Origin of the sequence: Glutamicibacter creatinolyticus (genome assembly GCF_006094275.1) — a bacterium.
GTDB lineage: Bacteria > Actinomycetota > Actinomycetes > Actinomycetales > Micrococcaceae > Glutamicibacter > Glutamicibacter creatinolyticus.
The window spans coordinates 1273533-1291821 of the sequence record NZ_CP034412.1 but is presented as its reverse complement, the minus strand read 5'-3'; the positions used below and the strand labels follow the sequence as shown (position 1 = coordinate 1291821).

13 protein-coding genes and 3 tRNA genes are annotated in these 18289 nt (G+C 61.6%); 8 read left to right on the top strand and 8 right to left on the bottom strand.

Features of this window, described 5'->3' with window-relative positions:
- Positions 1-44 precede the first annotated feature (44 nt).
- The 4 genes from GcLGCM259_RS05900 to GcLGCM259_RS05885 all read right to left on the bottom strand — a co-directional run bounded on the left by GcLGCM259_RS05900 (position 45) and on the right by GcLGCM259_RS05885 (position 1554).
- Positions 45-617 (bottom strand): MarR family winged helix-turn-helix transcriptional regulator, encoded by a 573-nt coding sequence (locus tag GcLGCM259_RS05900; RefSeq protein ID WP_138178406.1) that lies wholly within the window; start codon positions 615-617, stop codon positions 45-47.
- Positions 618-750: 133 nt separating this feature from the next.
- Positions 751-835: transfer RNA gene (locus GcLGCM259_RS05895), tRNA-Leu, on the bottom strand.
- Positions 836-922: 87 nt separating this feature from the next.
- A complete protein-coding gene (bcp, locus tag GcLGCM259_RS05890) occupies positions 923-1414 on the bottom strand; it encodes a thioredoxin-dependent thiol peroxidase (protein ID WP_054820703.1) in 492 nt (163 codons plus the stop codon).
- A gap of 68 nt (positions 1415-1482) precedes the next feature.
- Positions 1483-1554 (bottom strand) — tRNA-Lys (locus tag GcLGCM259_RS05885).
- A gap of 328 nt (positions 1555-1882) precedes the next feature.
- Here GcLGCM259_RS05885 and GcLGCM259_RS05880 point away from each other — a divergent pair.
- Positions 1883-2713, top strand: a complete 831-nt coding sequence (locus GcLGCM259_RS05880; RefSeq protein ID WP_138926029.1) for an alpha/beta fold hydrolase — start codon at positions 1883-1885, stop codon at positions 2711-2713.
- Between the two features lie 60 nt (positions 2714-2773).
- Here the strand turns inward: GcLGCM259_RS05880 and GcLGCM259_RS05875 are convergent.
- Positions 2774-2848: transfer RNA gene (locus GcLGCM259_RS05875), tRNA-Lys, on the bottom strand.
- Between the two features lie 170 nt (positions 2849-3018).
- Between GcLGCM259_RS05875 and GcLGCM259_RS05870 the strand changes: the two genes are divergently transcribed.
- From GcLGCM259_RS05870 to GcLGCM259_RS05860, 3 genes are all read left to right on the top strand, one after another.
- Positions 3019-3960, top strand: coding sequence for a 2-hydroxyacid dehydrogenase (locus GcLGCM259_RS05870; RefSeq protein ID WP_138926028.1), 942 nt, complete (start codon positions 3019-3021; stop codon positions 3958-3960).
- Between the two features lie 209 nt (positions 3961-4169).
- The gene (locus tag GcLGCM259_RS05865; RefSeq protein WP_175419337.1) at positions 4170-5990 is read left to right on the top strand and encodes an ABC transporter substrate-binding protein; all 1821 of its coding nucleotides are present in this window, start codon (positions 4170-4172) and stop codon (positions 5988-5990) included.
- 60 nt (positions 5991-6050) lie between these two features.
- On the top strand, positions 6051-7544 hold the full coding sequence (locus tag GcLGCM259_RS05860) for a malate:quinone oxidoreductase (RefSeq protein ID WP_425459793.1): 1494 nt from the start codon (positions 6051-6053) through the stop codon (positions 7542-7544).
- Between the two features lie 222 nt (positions 7545-7766).
- Here GcLGCM259_RS05860 and GcLGCM259_RS05855 read toward each other — a convergent pair whose 3' ends face one another.
- A complete protein-coding gene (locus GcLGCM259_RS05855; RefSeq protein ID WP_138926025.1) occupies positions 7767-8564 on the bottom strand; it encodes a hypothetical protein in 798 nt (265 codons plus the stop codon).
- Between the two features lie 382 nt (positions 8565-8946).
- On the opposite strand from GcLGCM259_RS05855, the gene GcLGCM259_RS05850 reads away from it, so the two are divergent.
- Positions 8947-12276, top strand: coding sequence for an efflux RND transporter permease subunit (locus GcLGCM259_RS05850; RefSeq protein WP_138926024.1), 3330 nt, complete (start codon positions 8947-8949; stop codon positions 12274-12276).
- A gap of 491 nt (positions 12277-12767) precedes the next feature.
- Entirely contained in the window at positions 12768-14693 is a 1926-nt protein-coding gene (locus GcLGCM259_RS05845; protein ID WP_138926023.1) for an ATP-dependent nuclease, read from the top strand.
- A 57-nt stretch (positions 14694-14750) separates the two neighbouring features.
- Here GcLGCM259_RS05845 and GcLGCM259_RS05840 read toward each other — a convergent pair whose 3' ends face one another.
- Positions 14751-15494 carry an ABC transporter permease gene (locus GcLGCM259_RS05840; RefSeq protein WP_138926022.1) on the bottom strand — a complete coding sequence of 248 codons (744 nt, stop codon included), beginning with the start codon at positions 15492-15494 and terminating at the stop codon, positions 14751-14753.
- A 188-nt stretch (positions 15495-15682) separates the two neighbouring features.
- On the opposite strand from GcLGCM259_RS05840, the gene GcLGCM259_RS05835 reads away from it, so the two are divergent.
- Positions 15683-16804, top strand: a complete 1122-nt coding sequence (locus GcLGCM259_RS05835) for an LLM class flavin-dependent oxidoreductase (protein WP_138926021.1) — start codon at positions 15683-15685, stop codon at positions 16802-16804.
- 59 nt (positions 16805-16863) lie between these two features.
- The gene (locus GcLGCM259_RS05830) at positions 16864-17346 is read left to right on the top strand and encodes a MarR family winged helix-turn-helix transcriptional regulator (RefSeq protein ID WP_246049796.1); all 483 of its coding nucleotides are present in this window, start codon (positions 16864-16866) and stop codon (positions 17344-17346) included.
- A gap of 125 nt (positions 17347-17471) precedes the next feature.
- On the opposite strand, the gene GcLGCM259_RS05825 is transcribed toward GcLGCM259_RS05830, so the two are convergent.
- Complete coding sequence (locus GcLGCM259_RS05825; protein ID WP_246049794.1) at positions 17472-18266, bottom strand: YrzE family protein; 795 nt, start codon at positions 18264-18266, stop codon at positions 17472-17474.
- Between the last annotated feature and the right edge of the window lie 23 nt (positions 18267-18289).

Here is an 18289-nt window from a genome sequence, read left to right as displayed (position 1 = left end):
GCACCCTTTCGGTGGTGATGGCTTCGAGCGAGCGGCGGGCCGGGTTAGGGCTGCCCGTTGGCTGCGACGTCGGAGTCCGGCGGGGTAATGCTGGACTCAAGGTCATCGGCGGTGCCGCCAAGGAAGCGGATGACGACTTCGCGCTCCTCGGGCGTCAGGCGCCGGGCGGCTTCGAAACGGGCGGCGTGATGGCGGCCCACCTGCTCGCGGGCGGCCACATGGGTTTCCGGGGTGACCTCCACGGCCTGGGAGCGGCGGTCGGTGGGATGGGCCTGGCGGGTAATGTGCCCGCCGGCCTCCAGGCGGTCCAGCATCTTGGTGACCGAGGCGGTGCTGATGCCCAGATGCTTGGCCAGCTGCCCGGGGGTGACCACTTCCTCGCGATGCCTGGCGGCAATCAGCATTCGGATGGCCCGCATATCGGTCTCGTTGAGCTTCATGTACTGCTGGGAGGCCCGGGAAATCTTGCGCTCCACCGCGCGCAGCCGGCCCATCTGCGCCATGATGGCGTCAATCTGGGCCAGGTCCTGCTCTTGGAGGTCACCGCGCTGGATCAGCTGGCTCTGGGGGTCGCTGGCAGCGAGGCTGAAGATCGTTGGAAGCTTCTCTCGGTCCATGTTCCGTCCGTTCCACCTGCGTGCAGTTTCTCTGCCGCGCCTTCATCATAAATCCCCGGCTCCACTGGCGTACTGGGTGCCGCCTGAGGGTTCGAGAAAAGCAAAAAACCTCCCGCGTCGGGGAGGTTTCGGCTGGTGCGAGTGGAGAGACTTGAACTCTCACGTCCGAAGACACTGGAACCTAAATCCAGCGCGTCTACCAATTCCGCCACACTCGCTCGCGCTACACCTTGAACTGAACAGGCCAAAGTGACCTCACTCAGTGTAGCGGATCGGAATACCGATTCGAAATCGACTCCGGGGCCTTATTTGGGGTCGATTCCCAGGTCGCGGCGCAGCTTCGCCACGTGCCCGGTGGCCCGCACGTTGTACTGTGCCAGCTGCACCTTTCCGTCTTCGTCCACGACGATGGTGGAGCGGATCAAACCCTCGTACACCTTGCCGTAGTTCTTCTTTTCACCCCATGCGCCGTAGGCCTCGGCCACCTGGTGGTCCTCGTCGGAAAGCAGCGGGAAGTTCAGCTCTTCCTTGGAGGTGAACTTCTCCAGCTTGGCCGGGGCGTCCGGGGAAATGCCGATGACCGCATAGCCCAGGGACTTCAGGGATTCCAGTGAATCGCGGAAGTCGCAGGCCTGCTTGGTGCAGCCCGGGGTGGAGGCGGCCGGGTAGAAGTAGACGATGGTCTTCTTGCCGCTGAAGTCCTGGAGGGAAACGGCGTTGCCCTTGGCGTCGTTCAGGGTAAAGGCCGGGGCGGTGTCCCCTACGGAAAGTCGTTTCGCTGCGGTATCGGTGCTCATGCGTAGTTCCCCTCATCGTGCTTGCGGTATACAAAAAATCCGACCTGAGAAATCAGATCGGATCACTGTGCACCCCCCGGGACTCGAACCCGGAACCTGCTGATTAAGAGTCAGATGCTCTACCATTGAGCTAGAGGTGCTTACCGCCGCTGACTAGTTCGTTTCCGCACTCGTCCTTGCGACGCATACAATCATACGCAGAAACACAGGGAAAACAAAAATCCGCAAAAAGCGTCCCGGCTCCTTCAAAAACCCTAGTCAAATTGTTTTTCTCGAACAGACGAGTTGAGTAGCGGACGAATTTCCGTCAATGCAATAGATCACATCAACCTCGCCGCCATCGGTTGCGCAGCTTCGCACTGCGCCCTGTTGTCTCCTGCCCGGCAGGAGTATTCTCTAGGCACACCTTCGGGTTATTCCGCGCTGGGGCAACAATACCGGTTTTAGCGCCTGTCACAGGGGACGGTCATGGACTGCGAAATTGATGGCATCACGCTGCACTACTCCGATACGGGCAACGGACCGACCCTGATTGCCCTGCATGGGGCCGGAGTGGACCACCATGAGCTGTACAGCGCGCTGGGGGATCTTGTTCCGGAGGATCACTATCGGCTCATCATCCCGGACCTGCCGGGGATGGGCCGCTCCGGCAGCGGCACGCTGGCCGGCAATGACGAGGTGGTTGACCTGCTGGCCAACTTCATCCGCCAGGTGGCGGGCGCTCCCACCCTTTTGCTCGGGCACTCCTATGGGACGTACCTCGCCCGGGGCCTGGCCGGCAGGTATCCCGAACTGATTGGCGGCATGGCGCTGTTCGCCCCGATTGGCGAGAGCACCAGCCAGGCTCCGCCCCAGCAGGTCCTGTTCCGGGAGCCGGGAACCGAAGAGGAATTGTCGGCCGACGAGCGCCAGGGGTTCGCCGGTTATTTTGTGGTGCAGACCCGGGATTCCGCCCGACGGTACCGTGAAGACATTCGGCCCGGGACGCTATCGGTGGACGAGGAGGCGCTGGGACGGATCTTCTCCCGCTGGAGCGTGGATGTGGGAAGCGGAACCTACGACGGGCCGAGCCTGGTGGTGGCCGCCCTGCACGATTCGGTCGTGGGGTACGTGGATGCCCTGAAATTGCCGAAGCACTACCCGCACGCCACCATGTGCGTGATCGAGAATGCGGGGCACGCGCTGATTCATGAGCAGCCCGCGCTGATCCGGGGCCTGCTCGGCGATTGGCTCGAACGCTGCGCGCTCGCGACTGCACCGACCCACAGCCCGGAGCCACGACCAGCCAGCTGTGATTAGTCTTCCCGGGAACGTGAAAGGCTCCGTTTCCAACCAGTTGGAAACGGAGCCTTTGCTTGCTGGTGCACCCCCCGGGACTCGAACCCGGAACCTGCTGATTAAGAGTCAGATGCTCTACCATTGAGCTAGAGGTGCCCGTTGCGATGGTCTAGAAACTTTCGTTTCGCGCTTTCGCAACGAGATGTAACTCTACCAGCTTTCGTCCCTCGCGCAAATTCGATGCCACTGCTCGATACGTGAATTGGATTACACGTCATGACATGGGATTCTGTTCGCTTTTGGGCTCCACTGATTAGTGTGGGGTTATGAGCCAACAACGTATCGTCTCCTTCCCCTCGGCCGAGCTGCTCCAGGCGGTCGGTGAGCTTCCCGCCAACCTGAAACCGGTGCTGTGGGACCTGGACAGCGCCCCCGAAGGTGTCGAGCCGAATGAGATCGATATTGCGGTGTTCCCGTATATGGCCGAGTTCTCCCGGCTGCAGAGCATCAAGCAGGCCACGAACGTTTCCCTGGTCCAAACCCAGACCACCGGTTATGACGGGATCATCGATCTGGTCGGCAGCAAGGTCAGCGTCGCCACCGCGGGTGGCGTGCACGCCGCGGCCACCGCGGAAATGGCATTGGGGCTGGCCATCGCCTCCCTGCGTGGTTTCCCCGATGCGGTGCGCAACCAGGAAGCGGGCAACTGGGCCCCGCAGCGGTGGCCGGGACTGGCCGACCGCACCGTGGGCCTGGTGGGAGTGGGCGGAATCGGTGACGAGATCCGCCGACGCCTGGAGCCGTTTGAGGTGAACCTGCTGCGTTTTGCCTCCAGCGCCCGCACCGACGAGCACGGGACGGTGCACGGCATTGACGAGCTGGCCTCCCTGGCCGGGCAGATCGAGGTGCTAATCCTGATCGTGCCGCTCAATGACGCCACCCACCACCTGGTGGACACCGAGCTCCTGGCCGCCCTGCCTGATGGGGCGCGCATCATCAACGTGGCCCGCGGCCCGGTGGTGGACACCGAGGCGTTGACCCGGGAAGTGGCCTCCGGCAGGTTGTTCGTGGCCTCGGATGTCTTTGATCCCGAACCCCTGCCGCAGGACCACGAACTGTGGCGCCAGCCCAACGCGCTGATCCTGCCGCACAACGGCGGGAACACCGAGGCGTTCTTCCCCCGCATGGTGGCGTTGCTCAAACGCCAGGTGCAGGCCTGGTCACGCGGTGAGGACGGGGAAAACATCGTGCACCAGCGTCAGGTCTGATAACCTTTCGGCCACATTTTGGGCTTATCCGGGCGTGGCAGCGGTGAATGCACCGAATCCTCACGGATCGGTGCGCTATCTTGGAAACTATCCTCCGGCGTCCTGGCAGCGGTCTACCGCGGCCCGGCGCCGGGTTGGATGCGATAACTCCACAGATCCCTGAACCAGGAAGCCGAGCCGCCACCGTGCCACCGATTGAGCGCCAGCCCGTGACGCGTCGAGCCGTACTGTCCGGGTCGCTGGCGGCCGTCCTGCTGGGCCTGACCGCCTGCACCGACACGGAACCGCAACCCGCTGCCAGCACCGGCGCCGCGGCCGGCAACGCCACCCCGCGCACCTTCAGGATTGCCGCGGCGGCCCCACCGCTCTCCCTGGATCCGGCGGTGGCCGGGGACAATGACTCCTTCCGCGTCACCCGGCAGATCTATGAAACCCTGATATCCATTGACCCGCAGACCGGTGGGCCGGTCGCGGGGCTGGCCGAGTCCTGGACCGAAAGCGAAGACGGGCTGCGTTACACCTTCACGCTGCGTCAGGGCGTGAAGTTCCATGACGGCACAGCGTTCAACGCCGAGGCGGTGCTGGCGAACTTCAAGCGCTGGCTGGGCATGAACAGCGAGCTGCGCTCACGCTCCCTGCAGGGCTTCACCCAAGTCTTCCACCACACTTCGCAGATTCCGAAGCTGCCCAAGGATGATGAGCAGGCCCAGGCGCCGAATGACACCAAGGCCGGGGACAAGCAGGACCTGGCCCCGGTGATGGCCCAGCAGAAGGCCCAGCTGGAGGCCATGCGCACCCTGCTGGAGGAGGACTTGTTCAGCGGCAAGTCCGAGGGCGGCTCGGCCAGCTACTTCGCCTCGGTCAGCGCCCTGGATGAGTATACGCTGGAACTGAAGCTGCGCCGCCGGCTGACCGGGGTCATTGAGGCGTTCACGCTGCCGGGCCTGGCCATCGCGGCCCCCTCGGCACTGAAGGGCGGACCGAAGGACAACCCGGCCGAGAAGCTCACCGAGCACCCCGTCGGCACCGGCCCCTACCGTTTTGCCAAGCGCACCGAAGAACATGTGCTGCTGGAGGTGAACAAGGAGTACTGGAACCAGCAGCGGCTGAACTCCAACCCTCAGCACCCGCAGCGGGTGGAGATCTCCGCGATCGCTTCGGCCCACAACCGCCAGACCGAACTGCTGGCCGGGGACATTGATGCCTTTGACATGGTTTCGGTGGAGGTGCTGCGCACCCTGGTACGCAACGCGCGCATGGTGGTGAACCGGGACCCGTTCTCCGTGCTCTACCTGGGGCTGCACCATGACGCCCCATGGCTGGAGAAGCCGGCCTTCCGCCGCGCGCTGGCCATGGCCATCGACAAGGGCCGGCTGGTGCGCGAGCTGTTCATCAGCGGCTCGAAGGCGGCCTCCACGCTGCTGCCGCCCACGTTCGGGGTGGAGAACCCGGAGAACGTGTTGTTCTACTCCCCCGATGACGCCAAGAAGCTGTTGGAGGAAATCGACTACGACGGTTCCTCGATTCCGTTCGCCTACCCGCGCAACGTGGCCCGCAACTACCTGACCCTGCCCGAGCGCTGCTTCGCGCTGATCGCCGAGGACCTGGCCAAGGTGGGCATCAAGGTCAAGCCGGTGCCGGTGGACTGGTCCCACGGCAAGTACGTGCAAAGGGTCCGCCACGACGGGTTCAAGGGCCTGCACCTGCTGGGCTTCTCCGGGGCGTACCGCAACGAGGATGACTTCATTTCCGGAATCCTTGCCGCAAAGCAATATGAGTTTAGTTACACCTCGCCGTTGCTGGATGCCCAGGTGCTGGCCGCCCGATCCATCGCCGTGGGCGAGCTGCGCACCGCCGCCTACCGCAACATCCTGACCACTTTGAGCCATGACCTGCCCATTGTGCCGCTGGTGTTCCCGATCTCTGCGCTCGCCCTGGATTCGGTGGTCAACTACTACCCGTCCTCGCCGGTGCTGGACGAGGTGTACGTGGACGTCAAACTCTCGCCGAACGGCAAGTTGACGGGTTGAGAATTTCTTGCCCCTCACGTAATGGGTCTAGTCTGACCTAAGAGCAAAGTATCACTGTCGATGGAGATCCTCGTGCCTTCTGAAACGTCAACCAAGAATTTTGACGTCGTACTCATTGGTGCCGGCATTATGAGCGCCACCCTGGGTACCCTCATCAACCAGCTGGAACCGAACTGGTCGATCGCCCTGTTCGAGAACCTGGACCAGGCAGGCGAAGAGTCCTCCTCTCCATGGAACAACGCCGGCACCGGCCACTCGGCCCTGTGCGAGCTGAACTACTCCCCCGCCCAGCCGGACGGATCGGTGGATCCGACCAAGGCCATTGGCATCAACGAGCAGTACCAGATTTCCCGCCAGTTCTTCTCCTGGGCCGTGCGCAACCAGCACGCCAGCGCACCGGAGAACTTCATCCACGCCCTGCCGCACATGTCCTTCGTGATTGGCCAGGACCACTCCAAGTACCTCAAGACCCGCTACGAGGCCATGCGCGCCCAGCCGCTGTTCTCCGAGATGGAGTTCACCGAGGACCTGGACACCATCAACGAGTGGACCCCGCTGGTCGCCCGCGGCCGTGACGCCTCCCAGAAGGTCGCCGCCTCCCGCGTGGTTGGCGGCACCGACGTGGACTTCGGCCGCCTGACCAAGGACCTGACCGATTCGCTGGCCACTTCCGGCGCCGAGGTCAGCTACGGCCACAAGGTCACCGGCCTGAGGCGTGAGGGAGCCGGCTGGCAGCTGACCGTGAAGAACAACGCCAGCGGCGCCAGCTTCAAGGTCAACGCCAAGTTCGTGTTCGTCGGCGCCGGCGGCGGCGCGCTGCCGCTGCTGCAGAAGTCGGGCATTGACGAAATCAAGGGCTACGGCGGCTTCCCGGTCTCCGGCCAGTTCCTGCGCTGCACCGATGACTCGATCAGCGAACAGCACAACGCGAAGGTCTACGGCCAGGCCTCGGTCGGCGCCCCTCCAATGAGCGTGCCGCACCTGGACACCCGTTTCGTGGGCGGCAAGCGTTCGCTGATGTTCGGCCCGTACGCCGGCTTCTCGATGAACTTCCTGAAGTCCACCGGTCAGCTGGACCTGCCGCTGTCCATCCGCCCGCACAACATCATCCCGATGCTGGCGGTGGCGAAGGACAACATGTCCCTGACCACCTACCTGATCAAGGAAGTACTGAAGTCGCGCTCCAAGAAGGACGCGTCGCTCAACGAGTACTACCCGGAGGCCGATGGCTCGAAGTGGGAACTGATCCACGCTGGCCAGCGCGTTCAGGTCATCAAGAAGGACAAGAAGAAGGGCGGCGTGCTGCAGTTCGGCACCGAGGTCATCACCTCCTCGGACGGCTCCATCTCCGGCCTGCTGGGTGCCTCCCCGGGCGCCTCGACCGCAACCCCGATCATGATCGGCCTGCTTTCACGTTGCTTCCCGAAGCAGTTCGCCGGCTGGGAAGCGAAGCTGAAGGACATCATCCCGTCCTACGGTGTGAAGCTGAATGAGAACCCGCAGCTGCTTGATGAAGTGACTGCCGAAACCAACAAGGTGCTGAAGCTGAAGTAGGCGTCCTGCAGAACCCTGGCCACGAGTAGCTCGAAAATGCTCGTGGCCAGGGTCTTCTGTTTTTAAGACGCGCGTACCTCAACAAATCAAGGGAGCCTTTAGCGCGACCAGGACTCCGAAGCATGAAGAAGCAGGCGCGGGTCAGTGGACTCGTCCGTAGCCTCTTCGCACCGAATTGGGCCAGCAAATCGATGGTCCCGTCATCCCTTGAGCTGTTAGCCCTCAACCCGCTTGGGGGTTGTTCGTGGCACCCGCTGCGATTCCAGCGGTCAGGGCATTCGCGCGTAGGCCGCGCCGCCGGCTGATAAGCGCGAAGATCACCACGAGCATGGCTACTCCTGCCGCCGCAGTGCTCAGCGCCATGATCGTTTCGGTACCCGGGGTTGTGTCATGTGACGTGTATCCGGCGACCAACGGGGCCACCAATAGATAAATGATGATATTGCCGAGGATCGTCGTGCCGAGCAGGAAGAAGCAGGCGATCGCCAGGGCCGGAAACCAACGCCAGCACAAAATGCACAGGGCAATCAACGGGACGAACGCGAATTCGGTGGTCAACAAGACCGGGGACGACCAGTTCAGGTCGGCAGGAACGCCGGCGAGCTCGGAACGTATCGCGTTATCCCCGATAATGGCATAGCCCGGAATCACCAGCAATCCCAACAAAAGTTGCAGGCTCAGCATTATCTTGTCGCTGGGGCGGGCCGCGCTGAGCAGGCAGAGCAACAGCATGAATACCCCCGCGCTCTGCAGCATCAACCCGATCCCCAACGGCACGCCGGTGTCCGGGATTGGAATGTAACCGGCGATTGGCAGATAGTAATCGTACTCGTGGCTTTCGATAGACAAGCTGTCCGGTCCTTGCGTCTCCAAAGCGGTGACCCATCTTGCGTGCGAGGCGCGCTGCTGGAAGACTGCGGAGGCGAAGAAAAGCGCTGCGGCCATGCCCGCAAAGACCATCGAAATCAGTCGCGGAACTGCGGTTCCGGCGGAGCTGACTAACCACTGCCTGGCTTTCATGGGCATAGCTTAACAAGGCCGGCCGCTTTCCCTCCCAGTAAGTGATCGCAACGATTGCTCCGCCGTTAACGCGCTTGGCAGAAAGACCTGCAGTCGGTCGCGCACGGGACCGAACACGTGCTCGCATTCTGCGTGCATGGGCCGAAGAAGACGCGCAAGAACGGAGCTTTTGCCTGGATACCCGACTTCGCGCAAAATCCGGTTAGCACGTACTCGAAGGAGCACGTACCCCGCACCGGAACGTGACCGAGGACGTTTCCTTCAGCCTTCATCCTTAGGGATGATTTTCTCGGAATCCCGCTCCAGATTCTGTTGTCGTCTGCCAACGAACTAAAGTTAAACCAAGCTCTTTTCATCTTTCAACGCATAGGACCGCATCCGCATGCAGCGCTTGGCCAATCTGTCTTTGAAGAACCGTGCCTTGATCGCACTGATCACGGTATTCTCGGCCATCTTCGGTTTGATCTCGATGGGCTCCCTGAAGCAGGAATTGATTCCTTCCCTGGAGTTCCCACAGATCGCCGTCATGGCCTCCCAGCCTGGGGCCAGCCCCGAAGTGGTGGACGAGCAGGTGGCCCGCCCGCTGGAAACCTCGATGCAGGCGGTGGAGGGCCTGGAGTCATCCTCGGCCACCTCACGCACCGGCTTCGCCTCGATCTCCCTGATGTTCGAGTACGGCACCGACATGGACCGGGCCCGCTCGCAGGTGGAGCGCGCGATCTCCAACGCGAAGAACCAGTTGCCGGAGGACGTGGAACCTTCCTCCTTCGCCGGCTCGGTCTCCGACCTGCCGGTCGCCTACCTGGCCGTGGCTTCGGATGAGTCCCTGGAAAAGCTGCATGATGATGTGGAGCGCATCGCGCTGCCCAAGCTGCGCAAGATCGACGGGGTACGCGAGGCGTCGGTTTCCGGTGGCGCCGCCCAGCACATCCTGGTGCTGCCCGATGAGCAGAAGCTGGCCGCCAAGGGCCTGAACACCTCGGACATCAAGGACGCGATCGAAAACGCCGGCTCCCCGATGCCGGTGGGCTCGCTGGACACCGAGGGCCTGGAGCTGCCGGTGATCGCCGGTTCGGCCCCCGATACGCTGGAAAAGATCCGCGAAATCCCCATCACCTCCGACAGCGGCCCGGTGCTGCTCAAGGACGTCTCCAAGGTCTCTATCGAGGCCGATGACGCCACTAGCATCACCCGCACCAACGGCGCCGAAACCCTGTCGGTCTCCATCACCAAGACCCCGGACGGTGATACCGTGGGAATCTCCCACGCGGTGCAGGACATCATTGGCCAGCTGGAATCCGAACTGGGCAACGGGGCAACGATCACCACGGTCTTCGACCAGGCCCCCTTCATTGAACAGTCCATCAATTCGCTGGCGACCGAGGGCCTGCTCGGCCTGGTCTTCGCGGTGCTGGTGATCCTGATCTTCCTGTTCTCCATCCGCTCCACTCTGGTCACTGCGATCTCCATCCCGCTGTCGCTGATGGTCACCTTCATTGGGATGAACGTGTTCGGCTACACCCTGAACATGCTCACCCTGGGCGCGCTGACCATCTCCATTGGCCGCGTGGTGGATGACTCGATTGTGGTCATTGAGAACATCAAGCGCCACCTGTCCTACGGCCAGGAAAAGCGCCAGGCGATCCTGCTGGCGGTGCGCGAGGTCGCCGGGGCGATCACCTCGGCGACGCTGACCACTGTGGCAGTGTTTCTGCCGGTGGCGCTGGTGGCCGGCATGGCCGGGGAGCTGTTCCGTCCGTTCGCGCTGACCATGACCATTGCCCTGCTGGCTTCGCTGCTGGTGTCGCTGACCATTGTTCCGGTGCTGGCCTATTGGTTCCTGCCGCACCGCCCGGGCACCGGCCAGGCGAAGACCGCCCACACGGCCGAGAACAAGGGCGCGATGCAGCGCAGCTACGCACCGGTGCTGCGCGGCACCCAGAAGCACCCGGTGATCACCCTGCTGGTCTCGGTGCTGATCCTGGGCGGCACCGTGGCCATGACCCCGCTGCTGAACACCAACCTGCTCGGCGGCACCGGGGAGAACTCCCTGCAGATCACCCAGAAGATGCCGACCGGCACCGCACTGGACACCACCTTGGAACAGGCCGAAAAGGTCGAAAACCTGCTGCAGGACACCGAGGGCATCGAGGACGTGCAGCTGACCGTGGGCAGCTCAGGCGACATGCTCAGCGCCATGATGGGGGCCGCCGGCTCGGATACCGCCAGCTTCACCGTCATCACCGATGCGGACCTGGACCAGGAGGAACTGGCCGACCGGGTGCGCAGCGACATCCAGGACCTGAACCTGCCCAAGGACCAGGAGATCACCGTGGCCGCCGGTTCGGGCAGCATGATGAGCTCGGATGTGACCGTGGAGGTCAGCGCCCCGGATGAGGGGATTCTCTCCGAGGCCACCACCTCCGTGCGCGAGCAGCTCTCCGGCATCGGCCAGGTCACGGGCATCACCGACAACCTCTCGGAGAAGCGCGAACAGGTGACCGTGGACATCGACGCGAGAAAGGCCGCCGAGGCCGGGATGACCGAATCCCAGCTGGCCGGGATTGTCGCCTCCCAGCTCTCCCCCATCCCGGCCGGAACGCTGCGCATCGACTTCACCGACCTGCAGATCCACATCGGTGAACCCGATGAGCTGACCAGCCAGAAGCAGCTGGAGGAACTGAAGATCCCCACCGCCACCGGCGTCAAGCAGCTCTCCGACCTGGCCGAGGTGAAGATCGAGAAGGTTGAGCAGGTGGTGACCACCTCGAACAACGAGCGCATCGCCACGGTCAGCCTCACCCCGGAAGAGAACGCCCTGGGTGCTGTCTCCACGGAGGTCACCAACAAGCTGGATTCCATGGATCTGCCCGAGGGTGCCAGCGTGAAGCTCGGCGGCGCCGCCACCGAGCAGGCCGAGTCCTTCCAGCAGCTGTACCTGGCGCTGATTGCCGCCGTGGCGATCGTGTACGTGATCATGGTGGCCACGTTCAAGTCGCTGATCCAGCCGCTGATCCTGCTGGTCTCCATCCCGTTCGCGGCCACCGGTTCGATTGGCCTGCTGCTGTTGACCGGCACCCCGCTGGGCCTGCCCTCCCTGATCGGCATGCTGATGCTGGTGGGCATCGTGGTGACCAACGCGATCGTGCTGATCGACTTGATCAACCAATACCGGCTGGACACCCCGGAGCGCGCGGCCATGAGCCTGGATGATGCCATCACCCATGGTGCCCGCCAGCGTCTGCGCCCCATCCTGATGACCAGTGCCGCCACGATCTTCGCGCTGCTGCCCATGGCCTTGGGGTTGACCGGTCACTCCGGGTTCATCTCCCAGCCGCTGGCCGTGGTGGTCATTGGCGGCCTGGTCACCTCCACCCTGCTGACCCTGATCCTGGTGCCGGTGCTCTACCGTCTGGTGGAGGGGCGCAAGGAGCGGAGCGCGGCCCGCCGCCAGGCCAAGCGTGATGCCAAGTACGGCACCGCGGCCGCGGTGGGCGCCCACGCCCCGGTTCCGGCCGACGGTGAGCCTGCTGCGGTGGATGCGGAGTCCGACACCCTGTTGTCCAAGGCCCGCAAAACCGCCCAGCGGGTCCAGTCCTCGGATGCCGATCTGATCAACCCGAAGACCGGGCAGATCCCGGTGACCCGAAAGGAACGCCGCGAGGTCGAGGAAATGCTGAAGAAGGAGAAGGGCCACAAGGACCAGGAGTAAACTCGCCTCTAGTCTGGCAAGCTTTTGGGCCCGATCGTCGCGTTTTTGCAAGCCGCGAGAGACGCACATGTGCCTCAGCTTCGAGATAGTAAATGGGGAGGAATACACGTAGGCTGACAAGCAAGGATACTGACCGGATGCAATCGACGAATTGCACGGATCGGGGGTCACTATGGAACAGATTTTGGTCTTGATGAGTCTAATTAGATGACTCCTGCCCCAAAACTGAGATGTATGCCGTAGCTCCCTCTAACTCTTGTTGCCTCCCAACCTCTCCCCACCTATCCGTTTAGCGGAGAAAAATGGTGACCTCGGCAGACATTCCATCCATCTTCTAGCAGCTGAAGCTTAGACGAGGCATCAACGAAGTGATCGATGCAGTACCGAGATGATTGTCTTTCTTGGGCGGCAGGATCGGCACAGTCTAGTTCACATTTGGACTTGGTCCACCTTCGTGATTTGATCTGACAAAAGAACATAAGGGGCCTGCCATGAAAATTTGCAAAATATCAGTTCGAGGATTTCGTTCGCTAGAGAAGCTTGACGTAGACATCGAAGATTATGCTGTCCTCGTCGGACCAAACGGATGTGGGAAATCTACTGTGCTACACGCCTTGGATTGGTTCGTAAATGGCCGCGAACTCCACGAGGACGATCTCTTCAAAGCTCCAGGAAGTGATTCCAGTAGCTCTGACCAAATCGAGGTAGAAGTTACTTTTACTGATTTGAACACATTGGACCGTGAATTACTAAAAGAGTATGGACGCGGGAGTACTGCAACTTTTCGCAAGACATGGACAAAAGATAACAAAGTGAAGGTCGTAGGACGCGCGCTCCAAGGTCCTAACTTTGCAAAAATTCGGCAGATGACCAAAGTAGGAGAATTCCGGCCCGAATACGTCAATCTGCGGCAAGAACATAGCGATCTTCCCGATCTTGGGTCGTCGCCGTCCAAAGACGCAGTATGGAGCGCACTCGCCTCCTGGGAGGATGCACCTCAAAACCGCGGCAAGCTAGAAGCTGTTCAGAGTTCGGACGCTAATCATATGTTCGGCATTAACGGACAGAACATTATCCGAGAGCTTATCCAGGTTATATTTATTCCAGCTGGCACAGATCTTGCTGCCGAGGTGGGGAGCACCGGGAAAGGCTCCTCATTGTCTCTCCTGATTGGCGCGTTAACTTCTAACGCGGGCAGCAAAGCGAAAGAAGAGTGGTCCACTAAACACGCTGATGTGCTTCAAGATCTAAATACGGCAGTCCACGAAGAGATTCGGGCAACCACCGCTGCCGCAACAACTCGCGTGAACTCGACTTTGGAACGTCTTGTCCCAAGTGCTCGCCTCGAATTTCAGCCCAACGAAATATCGATTAATCCGAAGATCGATCCGAGTGTAACAACGAGAGTCGAAATTGCGGGAAACATCAATGATGTTACCCGTCAAGGCCATGGCGTTCAGAGAGCCGTAATGATGTCAGTCATGCAAGCTATGGCTACTGCTCAGAACGATGAAGTTCTTGAATCTGAAGCTACGGGTCCCTCAACTGCGCTCGTAATCTGTGTCGAAGAACCCGAAATCTTTCAGCATCCCGCACGGGCACGAGCGTTTGCGCAAGTACTGTCTGAATTGTCAGAGGCACCGGGCACTCAAGTGCTAATAGGGACGCACTCCCCCTACTTCATCCGACCTGACCAATTCGAAAATCTCAAACGTATGAACCTTATCAACGGGCGTTCGACTGTTAAGCAATCGAATATCGGTGAGATCGCAAAAAAGACCGGAAAAGATGCTCGAAGTGTATTAAAACAAGTCCAGCAATGGTTCCCTACACAGTTCTCGGAAGGTTTTTTCGCCGATGCTGCAGTTTTAGTGGAAGGGGACACGGACCAAGTAATCCTTGAGGCTATTGGATCGAGAATTGGGAAGGATCTCCACTTCCACGGCATCTCGATACTGAATATGCAGGGGAAAAACAACTTACACCTAGGATACGAAATCCTCCAAAGCGTACATGTGCCTACCTATATCATTTTCGATGGTGATGCAGATACTTGTCTCCTTAAAAACCATGACAATCCAGAAAAACAGAAACAGGCACATAGCAGCAATAAAGACGCGACGAATAAAATCGTAGACTGGGTTTCAGTTAACTCCACGACCCCTATTCCATACAAGTTTGGTGACGAAACAACTTCGTTCGGAATTTTTACAGCTTTTCATACGGATATTGAGCGAGAGCTAGATAAGTGGCCGTCATTTACGCATGCATTAAGTGCCGAGGGTGGGGTTCTCCGAACCAAACACGCTTCGGTATATCGTGCGGCAGCTTTAAATGCTAGTCGCGAGGACATCCCGGAAACACTGATCGAATGTATCGCCACGATAGTTGACTTTACAACTCAACATTCCAATTAAGTTGACGCGTTTTAACGTACCTCCCCGGCGTGGCGGGCGCTGCCAATCGGAACAACTTTATGTGTCACGTATTAGTAGTGACATGCGCCCAACGGTTAGCAGCCCGGCCGCCCAAAGCAGCAGGACCCCCAGGGCCATCGCGCTGCTGTAGGGTTCAGCGGCGCCGGTTACCAGCACCGTGGCCGCAGTGGGCAGATAGCCCACGGCCGAGGAAATCCACCGCACATTCACCAGTCCCAGCAGCTGGGGCATGCCGACCAGCAGGACCAGGGCAGCAACAATGGTGCCCGCCGAGTTGCGGCACAGCGCCGCGATCCCCAGCACCATGAGCATCATCAGCCCCAGGTACACTCTGGCTCCGGCGAGCGCGCGGATCAGGTCCACGGTGTCAAAGACTCCGTACTCTCCGGCGGAGAGGGCCGCCGGAACGGTGCCAAGTCCCACCCCAGCGATTCCCATTACCGTTCCGGTGACGAACAGGAACACCGCCTTGGCAGCGTAGAGCACGCCGCGGCGCGGAACTGCCTGCAGGCTGGAGGTGATGGTGCCTGAGGAGTACTCGGTGGTGAGGCACAGGGCCGCCGCAGTGGCGAAGAACAGCTGGGCCAGCCGGAGGGTCGAGAACACCAGTTCGGGTGCCGGGGTATAGGTGTCAAAGCCGTTGTCGCCGCTGGCCTTGGCGCTGGCGCCAAGCAGCCAGGCGGTGCCGACCATGCAAATAGTGCCCAGCCACAACATCCAGGTGAGGGGTCGCAGCGAGAAGAACTTGATCCGTTCGGCCGCTATCGCCGGGGCCGGCACCGTACCTTGCCAGCAGGAACCCCCATGGACGGCAACTGCGCTGGCGGGGTCGGGCTTAGGCTGGAGGTCTCTTGCGGGTCATCTGCAACACGGGAATAATTGACGGATCAACTTGGTATTACATTCATGCGCATATAGATTGGTCGCTGAAGCCCAGCGGAACCACGAACAGGACAAGGAGTCCCGCCATGCAGTTCGGTGTCTTTACCGTCAGTGACATCACCCGCGACCCCACCAACGGCACCATTCCCACCGAGAAGGAACGCATCGACGCGATCGTGGCCATCGCCAAGAAGGTCGAAGAGATCGGGATGGACGTCTTCTCCATCGGTGAGCACCACAACCGTCCGTTCTTCTCCTCCTCCCCCACCACCACGCTGGCCTACATTGCCGCGCAGACCGAGCGGATCATCCTGTCCACCGGCACCACGCTGATCACCACCAATGATCCGGTGAAGATCGCCGAGGACTTCGCCATGCTCCAGCACCTGTCCAACGGGCGCACCGACCTGGTGCTCGGGCGCGGCAACACCGCCCCGGTCTATCCGTGGTTCGGCAAGAACATCCAGGACTCGGTGAACCTGACCATCGAGAACTACAACCTGCTGCGCCGGCTGTGGGACGAGGACGTGGTGAACTGGGAGGGGCGCTACCGCACCCCGCTGCAGAACTACACCTCCACCCCACGTCCGCTGGATGATGTGCCCCCGTTCGTGTGGCACGGCTCGATCCGCACCCCGCAGATCGCCGAAATCGCCGCCTACTACGGCGATGGCTTCTTCGCCAACAACATCTTCTGGCCCAAGGAGCACTACCAGCAGCTGATCGGCCTGTACCGGGAGCGCTACGAGCACTACGGTCACGGCCGGGCGGATCAGGCGATCGTGGGCCTGGGCGGCCAGTTCTACATGGGCAAGACCAGCCAGCAGGCGGTCAAGGAATTCCGCCCCTACTTCGACAACGCCCCGGTCTACGGCCACGGCCCGTCCCTGGAGGACTTCACCTCCCAGACCCCGCTGACCGTTGGTTCCCCGCAGGAGGTGCTGGAGAAGACCTTGACCTTCCAGGAGTACTTCGGCAACTACCAGCGCCAGCTGTTCCTGGTGGACCACGCCGGGCTGCCGCTGAAGACCGTGCTGAACCAGCTGGACATGTTCGGCGAGCACGTGCTGCCCGAGCTGCGCAAGGAAATGGAATCCCGCGCCCCGGCCGACCTGACCCCGGCTCCCACCCACGCCGGACTGGTGGCCGCCAAGAAGGCCAGGGAAGAAGCCAAGAATTCTCACCCCGACAAGGGACAGGACGCTTAACCGGGGATAAGATCAAGGGGTAAGGATGCCAGCCACAGGGCTGCAAGCATAGGAGTGCAGTGACACACAGTGAGCAAATGGTGGCCGGTGAGGCCACCACCGCCCCGGCCCCGCTAAAGAACACGGTCGAGGCCTGGGAGGCACTCTTCCGCACGCAGGTGGCGGTGATGCGCCACCTGATCTCGATGCCCGAATTCAATCGGTTCTCGGTGCGTGAATACGACGTGTTGTTCAATCTGCGCAATTGTCCCGAAGGCAAGGCGCGGCTGGTGGACCTGAACAAGTTCCTGCTGATCTCCCAGCCGTCGCTGAGCCGGATGATCGTCCGGCTTGAGGAACGCGGCCTGATCTCCCGCAGCCCGGATCCCACCGATCAGCGGGCGATGATCCTGTCCCTGACCGAGAAGGGCCTGGAGGTGCAGCGCGACATTGGGCGCGAGCACGTCAAGCACCTGCACGAGCTGATGGGGCATGCGCTGAGCGAAGAGGAGTTTGACCAGCTCAAGCACCTGAGCATGAAGCTGCGCGCCGGGATCGACTAGGACACACGACGGCATAGGAAAGCCGAGGCAGGTACGTCATCACGACGCACCTGCCTCGGCTTTTCCCTGACCGCTAGCCCAAGTAAGAAGTCCTTCTCACCGGCTGGCGGCACCTAGTTGGCCCGTTAGACCACATCCAGCCCGGCCTTGTCGACCTTGCGGTGGAAGCGCATCCCGGCCAGGCCGCCCAGCAGCGCCCCAACCAGGGCCACCACCGCGACCACGACCGCGGCGATGATGCCGGCGGTGGTCAGGTCCCCTTCGTTCACGGGGATCCGCGGGAAGCTGTTGACCTGGGCCAGGACGTTGAACTGGCTGCCGCCAATCCAGCCCAGCAGCGCCACCACGATGGCGATCACCAGGGCCCACAGCCACACGGCCAGGCCCTGCTTCATGCCGTCGAACCGGGCCATGCGCCCGGCGACGTAGCCGCCGCAGTAGTAGGCGATGAGCACGATGACGCCCAGCACGATGATCCCGACCATGCCCACCGTCTGCGGGTCCTGGTTCAGGCTCTGGGCGACCTCATCCGGGTTGACCCCGGTGCTCAGCCCCACGGCGGTGCCGGCGGCGGCCACCAGGGCGGTGAGCACCACGCCCATGCCGGTGGCGGTCAGCCAGCCGAAGAAGGCTGAGCCGATCTTCATCCCGCCGTAGATGTGCTTCTCCCGTGCCACGACGCTTTCCCGGTCCCGTTCGGCCACCCGGTCGGACGGCGTGTCCGCCCGGTGTTGGGCGCGCTCGGCGCTGGCCTCCCCGTCCGGGACGGCGTCCCGGCCCTGGTTCCGGTCCCGGCGCAGCTCGCCTTCGCGGTCCAGCTCGGCCTCCCGGTTCAGGTCGCGTTCGTTGTTCAGCCGCTCGCCGCGGGTCAACCCCGAGTCACGGTCGTCGTGCGGTGACTTATCTGCACTGGTACTCATGTTCCCCTCCTTCTCGGATTCGG

What these genes read in the sequence shown, in the direction of transcription:
- GcLGCM259_RS05900 (WP_138178406.1), bottom strand. Translation starts at nt 617, where the DNA reads ATGGACCGAGAGAAGCTTCCAACGATCTTCAGCCTCGCTGCCAGCGAC.
- GcLGCM259_RS05855 (WP_138926025.1), bottom strand. Translation starts at nt 8,564, where the DNA reads ATGAAAGCCAGGCAGTGGTTAGTCAGCTCCGCCGGAACCGCAGTTCCG.
- bcp (WP_054820703.1), bottom strand. Translation starts at nt 1,414, where the DNA reads ATGAGCACCGATACCGCAGCGAAACGACTTTCCGTAGGGGACACCGCC.
- GcLGCM259_RS05880 (WP_138926029.1), top strand. Translation starts at nt 1,883, where the DNA reads ATGGACTGCGAAATTGATGGCATCACGCTGCACTACTCCGATACGGGC.
- GcLGCM259_RS05845 (WP_138926023.1), top strand. Translation starts at nt 12,768, where the DNA reads ATGAAAATTTGCAAAATATCAGTTCGAGGATTTCGTTCGCTAGAGAAG.
- GcLGCM259_RS05835 (WP_138926021.1), top strand. Translation starts at nt 15,683, where the DNA reads ATGCAGTTCGGTGTCTTTACCGTCAGTGACATCACCCGCGACCCCACC.
- GcLGCM259_RS05860 (WP_425459793.1), top strand. Translation starts at nt 6,051, where the DNA reads ATGGAGATCCTCGTGCCTTCTGAAACGTCAACCAAGAATTTTGACGTC.
- GcLGCM259_RS05850 (WP_138926024.1), top strand. Translation starts at nt 8,947, where the DNA reads ATGCAGCGCTTGGCCAATCTGTCTTTGAAGAACCGTGCCTTGATCGCA.
- GcLGCM259_RS05825 (WP_246049794.1), bottom strand. Translation starts at nt 18,266, where the DNA reads ATGAGTACCAGTGCAGATAAGTCACCGCACGACGACCGTGACTCGGGG.
- GcLGCM259_RS05870 (WP_138926028.1), top strand. Translation starts at nt 3,019, where the DNA reads ATGAGCCAACAACGTATCGTCTCCTTCCCCTCGGCCGAGCTGCTCCAG.